General features: G+C 70.9%; 16 protein-coding genes. 4 read left to right on the top strand and 12 right to left on the bottom strand.

Annotation, left to right across the window (positions count from 1 at the left end; all coding sequences use genetic code 11):
- The first annotated feature begins 248 nt into the window (after window positions 1-248).
- On the top strand, window positions 249-626 hold the full coding sequence (locus ROTAS13_RS02070; protein ID WP_019463396.1) for a DUF427 domain-containing protein: 378 nt from the start codon (window positions 249-251) through the stop codon (window positions 624-626).
- Between the two features lie 6 nt (window positions 627-632).
- On the opposite strand, the gene ROTAS13_RS02065 is transcribed toward ROTAS13_RS02070, so the two are convergent.
- The 10 genes from ROTAS13_RS02065 to ROTAS13_RS02020 all read right to left on the bottom strand — a co-directional run bounded on the left by ROTAS13_RS02065 (window position 633) and on the right by ROTAS13_RS02020 (window position 9,719).
- On the bottom strand, window positions 633-1,472 hold the full coding sequence (locus ROTAS13_RS02065) for a creatininase family protein (RefSeq protein WP_239371139.1): 840 nt from the start codon (window positions 1,470-1,472) through the stop codon (window positions 633-635).
- A 39-nt stretch (window positions 1,473-1,511) separates the two neighbouring features.
- Window positions 1,512-3,116, bottom strand: coding sequence for an ABC transporter substrate-binding protein (locus ROTAS13_RS02060; RefSeq protein ID WP_075821401.1), 1,605 nt, complete (start codon window positions 3,114-3,116; stop codon window positions 1,512-1,514).
- A 298-nt stretch (window positions 3,117-3,414) separates the two neighbouring features.
- Window positions 3,415-4,461 (bottom strand): recombinase RecA, encoded by a 1,047-nt coding sequence (gene recA / locus ROTAS13_RS02055; protein WP_019462667.1) that lies wholly within the window; start codon window positions 4,459-4,461, stop codon window positions 3,415-3,417.
- Between the two features lie 199 nt (window positions 4,462-4,660).
- The gene (locus ROTAS13_RS02050) at window positions 4,661-6,247 is read right to left on the bottom strand and encodes an ATP-binding protein (protein ID WP_019462666.1); all 1,587 of its coding nucleotides are present in this window, start codon (window positions 6,245-6,247) and stop codon (window positions 4,661-4,663) included.
- A gap of 145 nt (window positions 6,248-6,392) precedes the next feature.
- On the bottom strand, window positions 6,393-7,430 hold the full coding sequence (locus tag ROTAS13_RS02045; RefSeq protein WP_019462665.1) for a flagellar biosynthesis protein FlhB: 1,038 nt from the start codon (window positions 7,428-7,430) through the stop codon (window positions 6,393-6,395).
- Window positions 7,431-7,434: 4 nt separating this feature from the next.
- Window positions 7,435-8,208 (bottom strand): flagellar biosynthetic protein FliR, encoded by a 774-nt coding sequence (locus tag ROTAS13_RS02040; protein ID WP_075821400.1) that lies wholly within the window; start codon window positions 8,206-8,208, stop codon window positions 7,435-7,437.
- A gap of 28 nt (window positions 8,209-8,236) precedes the next feature.
- Window positions 8,237-8,512: a flagellar biosynthetic protein FliQ gene (locus ROTAS13_RS02035; protein WP_019462663.1), complete on the bottom strand. Its 276-nt coding sequence runs from the start codon at window positions 8,510-8,512 to the stop codon at window positions 8,237-8,239.
- A gap of 41 nt (window positions 8,513-8,553) precedes the next feature.
- Window positions 8,554-8,859 carry a flagellar hook-basal body complex protein FliE gene (gene fliE, locus ROTAS13_RS02030; RefSeq protein WP_075821399.1) on the bottom strand — a complete coding sequence of 102 codons (306 nt, stop codon included), beginning with the start codon at window positions 8,857-8,859 and terminating at the stop codon, window positions 8,554-8,556.
- Window positions 8,856-9,266: a flagellar basal body rod protein FlgC gene (gene flgC / locus ROTAS13_RS02025; protein ID WP_019462661.1), complete on the bottom strand. Its 411-nt coding sequence runs from the start codon at window positions 9,264-9,266 to the stop codon at window positions 8,856-8,858. The genes fliE and flgC overlap by 4 nt, the downstream gene beginning before the upstream one ends.
- A 30-nt stretch (window positions 9,267-9,296) precedes the next feature.
- The gene (locus ROTAS13_RS02020) at window positions 9,297-9,719 is read right to left on the bottom strand and encodes a flagellar basal body protein (protein WP_075821398.1); all 423 of its coding nucleotides are present in this window, start codon (window positions 9,717-9,719) and stop codon (window positions 9,297-9,299) included.
- A 133-nt stretch (window positions 9,720-9,852) separates the two neighbouring features.
- Between ROTAS13_RS02020 and ROTAS13_RS02015 the strand changes: the two genes are divergently transcribed.
- From ROTAS13_RS02015 to ROTAS13_RS02005, 3 genes are all read left to right on the top strand, one after another.
- Window positions 9,853-10,101, top strand: coding sequence for a flagellar biosynthetic protein FliO (locus ROTAS13_RS02015; protein ID WP_019462659.1), 249 nt, complete (start codon window positions 9,853-9,855; stop codon window positions 10,099-10,101).
- The gene (gene fliP, locus ROTAS13_RS02010; RefSeq protein ID WP_075821397.1) at window positions 10,098-10,862 is read left to right on the top strand and encodes a flagellar type III secretion system pore protein FliP; all 765 of its coding nucleotides are present in this window, start codon (window positions 10,098-10,100) and stop codon (window positions 10,860-10,862) included. The genes ROTAS13_RS02015 and fliP overlap by 4 nt, the downstream gene beginning before the upstream one ends.
- Before the next feature lie 325 nt (window positions 10,863-11,187).
- Window positions 11,188-12,396 (top strand): carbohydrate porin, encoded by a 1,209-nt coding sequence (locus ROTAS13_RS02005; protein WP_075821396.1) that lies wholly within the window; start codon window positions 11,188-11,190, stop codon window positions 12,394-12,396.
- A gap of 47 nt (window positions 12,397-12,443) precedes the next feature.
- On the opposite strand, the gene ROTAS13_RS02000 is transcribed toward ROTAS13_RS02005, so the two are convergent.
- Window positions 12,444-13,325, bottom strand: a complete 882-nt coding sequence (locus tag ROTAS13_RS02000) for a cell envelope integrity EipB family protein (protein WP_058389271.1) — start codon at window positions 13,323-13,325, stop codon at window positions 12,444-12,446.
- A 31-nt stretch (window positions 13,326-13,356) separates the two neighbouring features.
- Window positions 13,357-15,222 carry an aspartate--tRNA ligase gene (aspS, locus tag ROTAS13_RS01995; RefSeq protein WP_019461939.1) on the bottom strand — a complete coding sequence of 622 codons (1,866 nt, stop codon included), beginning with the start codon at window positions 15,220-15,222 and terminating at the stop codon, window positions 13,357-13,359.
- Window positions 15,223-15,388: the final 166 nt, after the last annotated feature.

The following is a 15,388-nucleotide window of genomic DNA, read 5'->3' as shown; positions in this document are numbered from 1 at the left end:
TGGACCGGTTCCCTGCCTGTTCCACCGGGCTCGCGCTCCTGCCATCCGGCTCTGCGTCGTGACACCTGCGGGCGGCGCCGAATCGCCCCGGCCGTCATGCCAGAAATGTGCCGGAATTCCTCGCCCATGCCACGCGGCACGGGAAGTGCAACCGGGCTTTGCTTTCCCGCGACACGCCCCCAGATGCCGGTGCAGGGCACGATCGCGGGCCAACGGCCCTCCGTGCCCCCGGCAGGAGGAAACGCGCCATGACGCTCCATGATTCCCGCAAGCTTCCCGGACCGGACCATCCCATCGCCATCGAGCCCAACCCGAAGAGGGTGCAAGTTCGCGTCGCCGGGCGGGTGATCGCCGACAGCCGCCAGGCTCTGGTGCTGCGGGAGACCAGCTATCCGCCGGTGCAGTACGTGCCACGCAGCGACGTGGACATGGCGACGCTGGAACGCAGCCGCCACGCGACCACCTGCCCCTACAAGGGCGAGGCCAGCTACTTCACCCTGAACCACGCCGGGACGCGGGTGGAGAACGCGGCCTGGAGCTACGAGCGCCCCCACCCGGCCGTGGCCGCCATCGCCGGGCACCTCGCCTTCTATCCCGACCGGGTGGAGAGCATCGAGGAAAGCTGAGGCTGCCTAACCCACCGCGCCGGCCGTGTTCCCGGACGTATCCCCCTGGCCCCGGCCCGGCGCCCAGACATCGTCCGGCGCGGACCAGAGGTCCCGCTGCCGCGCCGCCTCCGCCACCTCCGCGGCCAGGATGTCGAGGATCGCCTCGCCCTTCTCCGCCGTGCCGGCGCGTGGGTCGCCGATCGTGCCGGTGACAGGCGCGCGCTCGGAGAAGCTCCAGAAGCGACTGTAGCCCGCGCGGCCCGCCACGGCGGGCGGCGCCTGCCGCACCGCCTCCTCCAGCCTGTCGCGGCGCACCAGGTCCGGCGTCATCGCCAGCATCAGCGAGGTCTCGGCCTCGCAGGCATGGTGCACGCCGTCCTGCCGCTCCAGCAGCGGGCCGATCGCCGCCTGTGCCACCGCCCAGGGCGTGCTGGCCACCACCGCGAGGCCGAATTCATGCGCCAGTTCCCGCGCCGCCACCGCCAGCGGGTCGACATTGCCGCCATGGCCGTTGACGATCAGCAGCCGCCGGAAGCCCAGTGCCCGCAGGCTGCGGGTGACGCCGCGCAGCACGCCGTGGAACTCCGCGAAGTTCAGGCTGATCGTGCCGCCGAAGGGCAGGTGGTGCTCGCTCATCCCCGTCCACATGCCCGGCAGGACCAGGGCGGGCGGCGCGCCGTCCAGCAGCCGCGCGGCGCGGAGGGAAACCTCGCTGGCGGTGCGCGTGTCGGTGATCACCGGCAGATGCGGCCCATGCTGCTCCAGCGACCCCACCGGCAGGATCGCCAGCGCCTCCGGCCCCGCCGCCACGGCGCGGATCTCCGGCCCTGTGAGCCGCGCCCATTCCACCTCGCGCATCATCATCCCTTTCCTGAACGGAAGGCCGGATGGTGTCCCGGCCGATCAGCGCGGCGCGACATCCATCGCCCGCGTCATCTCGTCGGCGCGCGGCGTGTGCTTCAGGTTGTCGCGCATGGCCCAGACATTGACCTGCGTGTGCAGCGGGATCCAGGCGACGTCCCTGACCGCGACACGCACGGCCTGCTGCCAGAGCTGCTCGCGCTTCTCGTCATCCACCGTGACCAGCCCCTGCTCCACCAGCCTGTCGTATTCGGCGCTGGAATAGCCCGCCTGGTTCACCGTGCCCCAGCCGCGGCTGACGTCGCGCGTGCCCAGCAGGCCACGCAGGCCGGACGAGGGCTCGCCCGTGCTGTTGCTCCAGCCGCCAAGCGTCACCGAGAAGTCCCGCCGCGCGCTGCGCTGCGCGTTCACCGCGAAGGGCACCGTGTCCACCTGCGTCTTCACCCCGACGCGCGACCACATCTGCCCGATGGTCTGCGCGATCTGCGCGTCGTTCACATAGCGGTCGTTGGAGGCGTTGAGCTGGATGGTCAGCCCGTTCGGGAAGCCCGCCTCCGCCAGCAGCGCCTTCGCCCGCGCGGGGTCATAGGGCGGCGGCTTGATGTCGGGCGCATAGCCATAGGTGCCGGGCGGCATGAACTGCCCCGTCGGCACTGCGGCGCCGGACATGATGCGGTCCGCGATCCCCTGGCGGTTGATGGCGATGCTCAGCGCTTCCCGCACCCGGTGGTCGAGAAGGGGATTCTGGTCCAGCTTCTCCCCGTTCGGGCCGAAGACATAGGGGCTGGGCGCGTCGCTGCGGAAATCCGTGCGCAGATAGATCGAGCGCAGGCTGGTGGCCTCGGAGATCGCGATATGCGGCTCCTTGCGGATGCGCGCGATGTCGGAGGTCGGCACCGCGTCGATGATCTGCACGTCGCCCGCCTGCAGCGCCGCCACCCGCGCGCCGTCATTCGGGATGAAGCGGTAGTTCACCCGCGCCCAGTGCGGCTTGCTGCCCCAGTAGTCCTCGTTGCGCAGGAAGACAGCGCGGTTGCCGCTCTGGTAGCTCTCCAGCCGGAAGGGACCGGTGCCGATCGCGTTCCTGCCGTTGTTGAAGTCGCCCGTGGAGGGGTTCGGCCCCAGCCCGTGCCAGATGATCATCACCTGCGACATGTCCGCCACCATCAGCGGGTCCACCGCATGGGTGTGGAAGCGGACCGTGTGGGGATCGACGATCTCCACCCGCGCGATCGGCTTGGTGTAGAGCGCGTAGGAGCCGGGGCTGTTCACCACGGTCGGCACGCGGTCGATGGTATAGGCCACGTCCTCGGCGGTGAAGTCCTGGCCGTTGTGCCACTTCACCCCGCGTCGCAGCCTGAACTCCCAGGTCGTCTCGTCGATCGCCTGCCAGGATTCCGCCAGGCCCGGCAGCGGCTTGCCTTCCGGCGAGCGGTCTACCAGCGCCTCGAAGACGTGGTTGCCCAGAGCGATGTTCGGGGTCAGCGTGTAGTAGTGCGGATCGACGGAGTTCGGCGGCGCCGCCAGCCCCATCTCCAGCGTGGGCCCGGCCGGCTGCGCCAGGGCCTGGGGCGGCTGGAAGGTGGTGGCGGCGGTGAAGGCGGCCAGCACCAGCATGGCCGGCAGGATGCGCGGCGTGACGAACATCGGCGATTCTCCCGACAGGGAAAGTGCCGGCCGGAAGTCCCGCCCGCTGCTCTCCCGTTTCTGCAATGCCGTGTGCCGCGACCCTGCCCCGGCCCACTCTCGCGGTGGGGTCCGGCGCCGGCCAGTGCAGCAACCCGGCACCGGATCGTCAACCGTTCTTCCCGGACCGGACAGCGCCGCCACCGGGACGGCCGGCCAAAGACCGCGCAGCCGCGCCGGCCCGAAACGGAAAGGGGCCGCCCCCTTGCGGGATGCGGCCCCTTTCCGATGCTGCGGCGCGGGGAAAACCCGCCCGCCGTCACTCCGCGGCGGCGGCCGCTTCCTCGCCTTCGCTTTCCGGCGCCGTCAGCATGGTCTCGGCCACCTGGCCGGCCTGGGCGCGGATGCGCTGCTCGATGGAGGCGGCCATCTCCGGGTTGTCGCGCAGGAACTGCTTGGCGTTCTCGCGGCCCTGGCCGATGCGCTGGCTGTCGCAGGAGAACCAGGCGCCCGACTTCTCGACCACCCCGGCCTTCACGCCCAGGTCGATCAGCTCGCCGACCTTGGAGATGCCCTCGCCATAGAGGATGTCGAACTCGACCTGCCGGAAGGGCGGGGCCATCTTGTTCTTCACCACCTTCACGCGGGTCTGGTTGCCGATGACCTCGTCGCGGTCCTTGATCTGACCAATGCGGCGGATCTCCATGCGCACCGAGGCATAGAACTTCAGCGCGTTGCCACCCGTCGTCGTTTCCGGGTTGCCGAACATCACGCCGATCTTCAACCGGATCTGGTTGAGGAAGATCATCATGCAGTTCGAGCGCGAGATCGAGCCGGTCAGCTTGCGCAGCGCCTGGGACATCAGGCGGGCGTGCAGGCCGACATGGCTGTCGCCCATCTCGCCCTCCAGCTCCGCCCGCGGCACAAGCGCGGCAACACTGTCGATCACCAGCACGTCGATGGCGCCGGAACGCACCAGCGTGTCGGCGATCTCCAGCGCCTGCTCGCCCGCGTCGGGCTGCGAGATCAGCAGGTTGTCGATATCCACGCCGAGCTTCCTGGCATAGCCAGGGTCAAGCGCGTGCTCGGCATCAATGAAGGCGCAGGTGCCGCCCTTCCGCTGGGCCTCGGCGATAGCATGCAGCGCCAGCGTCGTCTTGCCCGAGGATTCGGGGCCGTAGATCTCGATGATCCGCCCCTTCGGCAGCCCTCCGATGCCCAGCGCCACGTCGAGGCCCAGGGAGCCTGTGGACACAGTCTCGATATCGGCCATGTCCTGCTTGGCGCCCAGCCGCATGACCGAGCCCTTGCCGAAGGCGCGCTCGATCTGGCTCAGCGCCGCGTCCAGTGCCTTGTTCTTATCCATACTGCCCCCGATCGCCCCATACTGGGGCGGATGATCTGCCACCGAGGGTCGAGGACCGGGGGGCTTCCGCCCGGATCGCGCCGACCAATTCCGTCTTCGGGAGCCTAGAGCGGCTCCCTACCTCGCGCCACAGCCCAACGGAATGGCCCGTGGGTGGGTGCGCTTTTCGTTCCCTATATGTTCATGCTGGGCGGAAATTTCAACCGCTTTCCTCCACCACCCGCGTCAAACGTTGCCGCAACGTCTCGACCAGCGCCGCCGGGCGGTAGGGCTTGGCCAGGAAGCCTGTGATATCGGCATTCCGGCCGCCTTCTTCCAGCGCCTCCCGCTCCATCAGGTGCTCGGAATAGCCGCTCACCAGCACGGCCGGCAGCGACGGCAGGCGGCGGCGGATCTCCCGCAGCAGCGACACCCCGTCCATGCCGGGCATGGCAACGTCGGAGACCAGGATATCCGGCGCGAACCCCCCGGCCAGCAGGTCCAGCGCCTCCTCCCCATCCCCGGCGGCACGCACCTCCATCCCCTCCCGCCGCAGGACCTGTTCCGCCAGGCGGCGCAGCGGCGCCTCGTCCTCCACCAGCAGCACGCGCTGCCCGGCCAGCCCCTCGCGCCGCGCCTCCGCGGGGATGGACGCGGCGCCCCCATTCTCCGCCCGCGATGGAAGCAGCGCCGCCTCCTGGTGGCGGGGCAGGTAGATCCGGAAGCTGGCCCCCTCCCCCGGTCGTGACACCACCTGAAGCACGCCGCCCGACTGGCGGACGATGCCGTGCACCGTGGCAAGGCCCAGCCCCGTGCCACCTTCCGCCGAGCGCGTGGTGAAGAAGGGCTCGAAGATCCGCCCCAGCACGCCGGGCGGGATGCCCGGGCCGTTGTCGGAAACCGACAGCATCACCCAGCGGCCCGGCGGCAGCAGGTCCGGGATGCCCGGCTCGGCCTGCAAGGCCAGCCGCGTGCCCGTGGCGATGGTCAGGCAGCCCTCCGCCTGCGGCCGCCTCGCCATGGCCTGCATCGCGTTGCTGGCAAGGTTCAGCACCATCTGATCGAGCTGCACCGGATCGGCCAGGATCGCTCGCCCCGGCGCATCCAGCTGCCAGCGCAGGCCGACGCGCCGCCCCGTCATGGTACGCAGCAGGGGCTCCAGCCCCGTCACCGCCTCGTCCAACAGGACCACGCGCGGCAGCAGGGGCTGCCGCCCGGCCAGGGCCAGCAGGCGCCGGACCAGTGCGGCGCCACGGTCGGCGGCCGCGAGCAGCGCCTCCAGCGCCGCGTTGCGTTCCGCTCCATCGGCCTGGGCTTGGAAGCGCAGGTCCTCCGCCGAGGCGACGATGATGGCGAGGATATTGTTGAAGTCGTGTGCCACGCCGCCGGCGAGCTGACCGAGGGCGCGCAGCCGCTCCCCCTCCTCCGCCTGCCTCCGGAAGCGGTGGTGCTCCGCCAGATCCTGCAGCAGAAGCAGTCGCTGCCCGCCCGGAAGGAAGCGCAGGCGGCACGAGACCGGCCGCGGCTCCCGCCCCTCCCCGCCTTCCAGCATCCCCTCCAGCGGCACCAGCCCACCTCCGGCCAGCCAGGCGGCGAAGCGGACGGGCGAGGAGAAGAGCCGCGCGGCCGGCAGGTCCCGGCCCAGCGGCAAGGCAGCCAATGCGCGAAAGGCCGGGTTGGCCGCACGGACCGCCCCCTGCTCGTCGAGCAGGGCCACCGCCTCCTGGATCGCGCCGCACAGGGTCTCGATGGCACTTTCCCAGCCCTGGCCCGCCGCGGCCGGCCGAACCGTCTTCCAGGGAATCACATCCGGCCCTGTTCTGATTGCGGGACGATCATGATCAAATGGCCGTTATAAGCGCAATAGTTACATTACATCATTCAAACATAATCTTGGGTTGTGCCCATGCCGCCGCAGTGGGTGCGCCGGCCGAACGGGTGGCGAAGCGCACTCAGCGCCCGCCGCGCCGGCGCCAGACGAAGGCGATGATCTCCGCCACCGCCGCATAATGGTCGGGCGGGATCTCCCGCCCCAGTTCCAGCTTGTAGAGCGCCCGCGCCAGGGGCGGGTTGGGCACCAGCGGCACGCCTGCCTCCCGCGCCGCCTCGCGAATCCGCCCCGCCATGGAATCCATCCCCTTGGCCACCACACGCGGAGCGCCGGAATCCTTCTCATAGGCCAGGGCCACCGCGTAATGCGTGGGATTGGTCACCACCACCGTGGCCCTGGGCACCGCCGCCATCATCCGGCGCCGCGAGGCCTGTTGCCGCAACTGCCGCTGCCGCGCCTTCAGGTGCGGGTCGCCTTCGCTCTCCTTGTGCTCCTCCTTGAGGTCCTCGCGGCTCATCCGCATGCGGCGGAGGTGCCGGAAGCGCTCCCAGCCGAAATCCCCCAGCGCCACGAGGCCGAAGGCCAGCACCGCCGCGGTGGCGAGGCCCCGCATCTCCTCGCCCGCCACCGCGAGCAGTTGTGCGGGTGAGGCCTGCATCACCGAACGCAGCCGCGTGGGATCGTCCAGGTTCCACCACAGGGCCAGCCCGACCAGCCCCAGCTTCAGCAGGGCCCGCAGGAGCTGCCCCGCGCCCTCCACCCCCAGGACGCGCTTCACCCCGGCCAGCGGGGAAAGCCGCGAGAGCTGCGGCACCAGCCCCTTGGCGCTGAACAAGCCGCCAGTCTGCAACAGCGTGGCCGCCACCGCCCCCAGCGCCGCCGCCGCCGCCACCGGCAGCACCGCCAGCAGGGCATCCCGTCCCAACCCGGACAGCGCCTCCGCCGGCAGCACCGCATGGCTGCGGGAGAGCAGGGCCTGCAGGCTGCGCAGCATCGACATGCCCGCCGCCGGCAGGGCCAGGCTGGCAGCCAGCACGGCGCAGGCCAGCGAGGCGAAGCCCGCCATCTCCCGCGATACGGCGACCTGCCCTTCCTCGCGCGCCTTCTGAAGGCGCCGCGGCGTCGGGGCCTCCGTCCTGTCCTCGGCCTCCTCGCTCATCCCGTCACAGCCCCGGCAGCCCGGCCCAGGAAGCGGCCAGCGCCGCCAGGAAACTGTCCAGCAGCGGCCGCGCCACCAGCCCCAGCAGCACCATCCCGCCCAGGATCTGCGCCGGGCTGACCAGGATGTTCACCTGGAGCTGCGGCGCCACGCGGGCGAGCAGCCCGCTGGCGAGGTTCACCAGAAACAGGCCAAGCAGGAAGGGCGAGGCCAGCCGCAGCGCCAGGGCGAGCATCGCAGCCCCGGCCCCGGCCATGTCCGCCGCCGCCGCGCCGGCCGGCCAGGGCGCGCCGGGCGGCAGCACCTCGTAGCTGCCGGCCAGGGCGCGCAGGGGCTGTGCGTAGAGGCCGGTGGAAAGCACCAGCACCGCCGTCGCCAGGCTGCCCAGCCGCCCCAGGATCGCCGTCTGCGCCCCCATCTGCGCATCCGGGGCCAGCACCGAGGCGAGGCCCATCGCAAGGGCCACGATCTGGAAGGCGGCGGACAGCGCCATCGCCACCACCCGCGCCAGGCCGCCGATCCATAGCCCGACCAGCAGCTCCGTCACGACCAGCCGCAGCGTGCCGGGAATGTCCTCCGGCTGCGGCGGAAGCTGCCCCGCCAGGAGTGGCAGCAACAGCGGCACCAGCGCCAGCGCCACGGCGAGGCGGATGCGCACGGGCACGTCCGCCTCCCCCAGCCCCGGCGCGATCATCGCCGCCGCGCCCAGCCGCGACAGCAGCAGCACCGACTGGAAGGCCAGCACCGGCAGGGAGCGCAGCAGCTCGGCCTCGGTCACGGCGGGCTTTCCCCGTCCCTCGCCTGGCTCAGTGCGCGCCGCCCAGCGCCACCATCTGGTCGAACAGCGTCGCGGCATAGTTCTGCAACGCATCGACCATGAAGGGGCCCAGGACCAGCAGCGCGCCGCCGCAAACGGCCAGCTTGGGCAGGAAGGCCAGCGAGGCCTCCTGCACCTGCGTCATGGCCTGGAACAGCGCCACGACCAGCCCGACCAGCAGAATGCCGCCCAGCAGGGGCGCGGCCAGCTGCACCGCGACCCACATGGACTCCCGCAGCGCGGCGGACAGGATCTCGCTTTCCACGATGTTCTCTTCCCTTCTGGAAGCGGGGGGAAGCGGATGCGTCAGATCGGCATCCGCATGATGTCCTGATAGGCGCTCACCATCCTGTCGCGCAGCGCCACGGTAGTCTGCAGCGACAGCTCCGCCTTGGAGACGGCGAGGACCACGTCGGTGACGTTGCCCTGTCCGCCGAGCGCCTGGGCCGAGGCCGCGTCGGCGCGGTGGCTGATCTCCACCGCCCCGTCCATCGCCTGGCGTAGCGCCGCGCCGAAGCCGGACAGCGGGTCGCCCCCGGCCTCCGCCGCGCCCGGGCCGCCGGCGCTGCGATAGGCGGTGATGGCGAAATTCGCGGAAACCGGATCGCTCATCCGCGCAGCGCCTCAATCGTGCGGGACAGCATGCCGCGCGAGGTTTCCATGACGCTGAGATTGGCGCTGTAGGAGCGCTGGGCCTCGCGCATGTCCATCATCTCCACGAAGCTGTCCACGTTCGGCACGGAGACGTAGCCATTGGCATCCGCCGCGGGATGCGAGGGCTCGTATCGCTTCGGCAGTTCGCCATTGTCGCGGCCGACGCGCGAGACGCTGACGAGGTCCGTGCCGCTGGCGCGGTCGAGATGGTTGGCGAAGCTCACCGTCTTGCGGCGATAGGGTTCGGCGCCCGGCGTCAGGCCGGTGCTGTCCCGGTTCGCGATGTTCTCCGCCACCACCCGCAGGCGCGTGGCCTGGGCATTCATGCCGGCGGCGGAAATCCGCAGCGCGCTGTCGAGATCCAAAGCCTTCTGCTCCTCTCAGCGGCCCAGGGCTCAGCGCCCCAGGGCTGTCTTGAACATGCCGAGCCAGGATCGGCGCAGCCCCGTCGCGAGCTGGTGCGCCGTTTCCGTGTCGGCGACCTTCATCGCCTGCTCCTCCAGCGACACGGCATTGCCGTCCGGCGTCTCCTCCACGGCGCGGCGCTCCGCACGCACCCGCGCCGGGCCGCTGCCGGCGCCCGGCGGCTGAAGATGGCGGGCATTGGTGCGCGCGAGCGCCGGGCCACCCTTGCTGGCCAGGAGATCGGCGAAGGGCGTGATGTCGCGGGCGCGGTAATGCGGCGTGTCGGCATTGGCGACGTTCTGCGACAGCACGGCCTGGCGCTGGTCGAGCCATTTCAGCCGCTGCTCGGACAGGGCGATGGGGTCCCGCCCGAGCGAGCCCGTGGCGGCGGTGTCGCGTCGCGTCGGTTCCATGGCGCGCAGCCTAGGCGGGAGGAGATGAAGACTCCGTCAACGCCGCCCGGCAGGCGCGCAACCCGCCGTTAAGGCATCGCCGCCAGAATGCGCCTCCGGAACTCCCCCCGCAGGCAAAAGGCCGCGCAAGACAATGCCTCCCTCCCTCTCCCCCTGGCTGCCCGCCCTGGCCGCGCTCGGCGCGGTGCTGCTGCTGCTCTGGCTGCTGGCGCGCGGCGCGCGGCTGACCGGCCTCGCCGCGCCCTCCGGCAAGCGCCTCGGCGTGCAGGAGGTGCTGGCGCTCGACACGCGCCGCCGACTCGTCCTGCTGCGCGTGGACGGGCGGGAGGTCCTGCTGCTGACCGGCGGCCCGCAGGACAGCGTGCTGGGCTGGCTGCCATGAGCCGCGCCCCGCTCTTCGCGGCGGCCCTCGGCGCCGCGCTGCTGCTGGCTGGGCCCGCTTTGGCGCAGTCGGTCTCGCTGGATCTCGGCCAGGCGGGGCAGCCCGGCGCCACCGCGCGCCTCGTGCAGCTCACCGCGCTGATCGGCCTGCTGTCGCTGGCGCCGTCGCTGCTGGTGATGGTCACCGCCTTCGCGCGCATCACCATCGTGCTGAGCCTGCTGCGCAGCGCCATCGGCGCGGCCAACGTGCCGCCGAATCCGGTGCTGATCGGCCTGTCGCTCTTCCTCACCTTCTTCGTCATGCAGCCGGTGGTGGAACGCGCCTGGGAGGACGGCATCCAGCCGATGGTGGAGGGAAGGATCGGCGAGATGGAGGGGCTGGAGCGTTCCGCCGAACCTTTCCGCAGCTTCATGGCCGCCAATGTGCGCGAGGGCGACCTGTCGCTCTTCCTCGACCTCGCCGGCCTGGCGCCGCCAGGGGGGGATGCCGGAAAGACGCCCGGAAAGGCGATCGAGGCGCCCTGGCGGGCGCTGGTGCCCGCCTTCATGGTCGGCGAGCTGCGCCGGGGTTTCGAGATCGGCTTCCTGGTCTTTCTGCCCTTCCTGGTGATCGACCTCGTGGTGGCCTCGCTGCTGATGTCGCTGGGCATGATGATGCTGCCGCCCAGCGCCGTGTCCCTGCCCTTCAAGATCATCTTCTTCGTGATGGTGGATGGCTGGCGGCTGATCTCGGAAAGCCTGGTGCAGGGCTTCGCGAACTGACGGCGAATCATTTGTTCATCGAATGAGAATCGGTCTTAACATTGGGTGTTGCGTCGCCCTTGCCTGCCGGGAAGGTAGGGCTGTACAGAATGTTATAATATAACCTAGGAAGCCCTATGCCCCCTGCCTTCCCGCCCTCCATCGCCGGAGAGCCAGCCTGTCGCGGCTCTCCCTGCCACCGCTCCTGACCGCCCTGTTTCTCGCCGGCACCACGGCCGCTCCCGCCCGCGCGGACGATGCGCCGGGGCAAGAGACGCCGGGGACCAGGGAGCCGGCCTGCGAGGACGGGGCGAGCCTCACCCCCGGCGCCTGCCTGGAAGGGCAGGTGCTTCTGGACAGCTTCGCCAACACCCGGGGCGGCGTGCATCGCGGGGTCGCCGCGCTCGGCCAGCTCTCGCTGGGGACGGATCTCGATCTCGGCACGCTGGCGGGCTGGCAGGGCTGGACCGCCCGCGCCTCCGCCTATGGCATCGTCGGACGGCAGCCCTCGCCCAGCCTGATCGGCAGCCTCAGCTCGCTCAGCAACGCGGAGGCCGTGCCTACCTTCCGCCTGTCCGAGCTCTGGGTGCAGCGGGAGGTCGAGGGAATCGGTTCCCTGCGCATCGGCCAGATCGCGGCGGATACCGAGTTCTTCACCGCCGCCGCGGCAGGCAGCCTCACCAACGGCACCTTCGGCTGGCCGATGGGCATCTCCTACGCCCTGCCCTCGGGCGGGCCGGGCTATCCCTTCGCGGCGCCGGGCATCCGCCTCGCGCTGGGCGATCCGGAGGGCGGCAACGGCTTCCGGGCGGCAATCATGACCGGCGACCCGGGCGGCAAGTACGGCGCCGGCACCGATCCGCAGCGGCACAACCGCTACGGCACGAACTTCTCCTTCGCCGGCGGCACCTTCTACATCGCCGAGGGCGTGGTGGGCGCGGCGGCGCCGGAGGACAGCAAGCAGCGCCCCTGGGTGGCGAAGCTGGGCGCCTGGTACCACAATGGCGGCTTCGACGATCAGCGTGGCGATCCCGGCATCTATTTCGCCGAGCCCACCAGCACCAATGCCTCGGTCGATCCCCTGGCCAATGGCGGCGTGCCGCGCAAGCCGAACAACTACGGCCTCTACACGGTGGGGGAGGTGACGCTGTGGCGGGGCGCGGCGTCGAACCTCGCCAGCTTCGCCCGCCTGTCCTTCACGCCCGGCGGGCGCAACCTGTTGGACTTCTACGGCGATGCCGGCCTCGCTTGGCACGGCCCCTTCGGGCGGAAGGACGATACGGCCTCGATCGGCCTCGCCTATGCCCAGACGGGCGCCGCCGGGCGCGACCTGGACCGGGCGCTGCGCGCGCTCACCGGCCTGCCGCCGACCCGGAACCGGGAAATGGTGCTGGAGGCGAACTACGAGGCCGCCGTCACCGACCACCTCGCGATCCGGCCCGGCGTGCAGTGGATCTCCCACCCCGATGCCGGCATCCCGGACGAGCGCTACCGCGACGATGCGCGGCTGCGTGACGCGGTGGTGCTGGAACTGCGCCTCGCCGCCAAGCTCTGACCGGGACGGGCCGCCGGCCGGCGGCCCTCCCCGGGATCAGGCGGGGATCAGCAGCGGCTCGGAACGGGGTCCAGCTTCTCCAGGGCCCCGTTCAGGGTGAACTCGCCGAAATCCATCTTCATGTCGTCGGCCACGCCATTGGCGTAGTAGCGAAGCCCCACCTCGTAGTCGGGCGAGGCGGCGCCGCCGGCATCCTTGCCGTCCGGCTTGCCGAAGAAGGCGATGCGCATGCGGCCACTTCCCTGGTTGGCCAGCAGCGGAAAGCGTGGCTTCTCCTGGGGCTTGCCGTCCCAGTTCAGGATGAAGGTGGTGCTGTCCTGCGATCCGTCCTCGCTGGTGCCGTCCATCAGCGGGGCGAGCATCATGCGGCGGCCTTCCACCGCCGTGTCGATCGCCTTGATGGTGTGCATCATCGGAAAGAGCGTACCCGGCGGCATGCGGGCCTCGCTGGCCTGCGGCTGCTCGTAGCGGATGGTGCCCGAGCCGTCGGCCTCACGCGTCGCCTCGCCAACCACGCGTTGGCTGACCGCCCCGCCGCTGCTCTGGGTCATGGAGAAGCGGAGGGTATGGCCGTCCTTGCTCTCATAGGTCGAGTAGTCGGAGGCCGTGTCGATCTGCTGCCCGTCCCGGTTCAGGATGCGCAGGGTCAGCCGCTGGCGGGTGGTCCAGCCGTCGCAGGCGTCGAGCACCTCGAACAGCATGGCTCCCTGCACCCCGGCGACGTCGCTGTTCTCCCGCGTCTTCTCCAGGGTCAGTCGATAGGCCGCCCGGTGCGCCGCCATGTCCTGCACCCCCGGCAGATGGGCCGTGGCCGCGGCCGGGGGCTTGGGCGCCTGCGCCCCGGCCGGAAGGGCGACCAGGAGGCAGGGAGCCGCCAGCAGGGCCAGGGCCCCGAGGGGGGCGAGGCGCAGAACGGGGCGCAGACGCATCAGGCGGTTCCTTCGTACAGCATCTGCCAATCTAGGCCTTCGCCGCGCCGCCGGAAGCCTCCGCCGTGTCCTTCGATGTTTCCTTCTGTGTCTCCCCCTGGCCGGCGGGCTTTCCGGCGGGCTTGGCGGGCGGCAGGTCGAGCCTGATCGACAGCTCCTTCAGCCGAGCCGGCTCCACCGGGGCCGGGGCGTGCATCATCAGGTCCTCGCCCTGCTGGTTCAGTGGGAAGAGGATGACCTCGCGGATGTTCGGCTCGTCGGCCAGCAGCATCACGATGCGGTCGATGCCCGGCGCCGAGCCGCCATGCGGCGGAGCGCCGTAGCGGAAGGCGTTCAGCATGCCGCCGAAGCGGTCCTCGACCTGCTCGGCGGTATAGCCGGCGATCTCGAAGGCCCGGATCATGATGTCCGGCCGGTGGTTGCGGATGGCGCCCGAGGACAGCTCGATGCCGTTGCAAACGATGTCGTACTGGAAGGCCTTGATCTCCAGCGGGTCCTTCGAGTTCAGCGCGTCGAGCCCGCCCTGCGGCATGGAGAAGGGGTTGTGGCTGAAATCGACCAGCCCCGTCTCCTCGTTCAGCTCGTACATCGGGAAGTCGACGATCCAGCAGAAGCGGAACTCGTCCTTGGCGATCAGCCCCAGCTCCTCGCCCAGCTTCGTCCGCACCTTGCCGGCGAACTTGGGCGTCTCGTCCTTCTTGCCGGCGGCGAAGAAGACGGCGTCGCCCGGCCGCAGGCCGCAGGCCTCGCGGATCGCCTCGACGCGCGCGGCCTCCAGGTTCTTGGCGATCGGCCCCTTGGCGCCGTCGGCCGCGAACTGGATGTAGCCCAGCCCGCCCGCGCCCTCGGCGCGCGCCCATTCGTTCAGCTTGTCGAAGAAGCCGCGCGGGTTGCCTGCCGCGCCCGGCGCCGGGATGGCGCGCACGATGCCGCCCCCGGCCACCACCTTGGCGAAGAGGCCGAAGCCGGAATCGCGGAACTGCTCGGTGACGTCGGTGATCCGGATCGGGTTGCGCAGGTCCGGCTTGTCGGAGCCGTATTCCAGCATCGCCGTGTCGTAGGCGATGCGCGGGAAGGGCGCGGGCGTGACCTTGCGCCCCGCCCCGAACTCCTCGAACACGCCATGCATCACCGGCTCGATGGCGGCGAAGACGTCCTCCTGCGTGACGAAGCTCATCTCGAAGTCGAGCTGGTAGAACTCGCCCGGCGAGCGGTCGGCGCGCGCCGCCTCGTCGCGGAAGCAGGGCGCGATCTGGAAATAACGGTCGAAGCCCGCCACCATGGCGAGCTGCTTGAACTGCTGCGGCGCCTGCGGCAGGGCGTAGAACTTGCCCGGATGGTTGCGCGCGGGCACCAGGAAGTCGCGTGCGCCCTCGGGGCTGCTGGCGGTCAGGATCGGTGTCTGGAACTCGGTGAAGCCCTGATCGATCATGCGGCGGCGGATGGAGGCGATGACGCCCGCGCGCAGCATGATGTTGCGGTGCTGCTTTTCCCGCCGCAGGTCGAGGAAGCGGTAGCGCAGGCGCAGGTCCTCGGGGAATTCCTGGTCGCCGGCCACCTGGATCGGCAGCACCTCGGCGGCGGACTGGACCTCCAGCTCGCGCACCCGCAGCTCGATTTCGCCGGTCGGCAGCTTCGGGTTCACGGTGGAGCCCTCGCGCATCACCACCTCGCCGGTCAGCGTCACCACGCTCTCGGGGCGCAGCGCATCGGCGGCCTCGAAGACCGGCGAGCCCTGGGCCACGACGCACTGGGTGATGCCGAAATGGTCGCGCAGGTCGATGAAGAGCAGGCCGCCATGGTCGCGCTTGCGGTGCACCCAGCCCGAGAGCCGGGCGGTCTTGCCGGCATCGGCGGCGCGAAGGGCGCCGCAGTTGTGGGTGCGGTAGGCGTGCATGGGAGGAAAACCCTGGATCATTCGAGAAGGGGTGGCAGGAAGGGCGGCGGGGCGCGCCCTGTCAAGCCTCCCCGCCACCGCCGCCGCCGGGAAAGCCGGGCGGCAGGCCTGCCCCCCCGCCCCGGCAGTCCCCTCCGGCTCCCGTGGCGGCGACCATCGGCCGCCC

Origin of the sequence: Roseomonas sp. TAS13 (genome assembly GCF_001950415.1) — a bacterium.
In the GTDB taxonomy this organism is placed as follows: domain Bacteria; phylum Pseudomonadota; class Alphaproteobacteria; order Acetobacterales; family Acetobacteraceae; genus Roseomonas; species Roseomonas mucosa.
The sequence above is the reverse complement of the archived record's forward strand: the minus strand, read 5'-3'. Positions and strand labels throughout refer to the sequence as shown.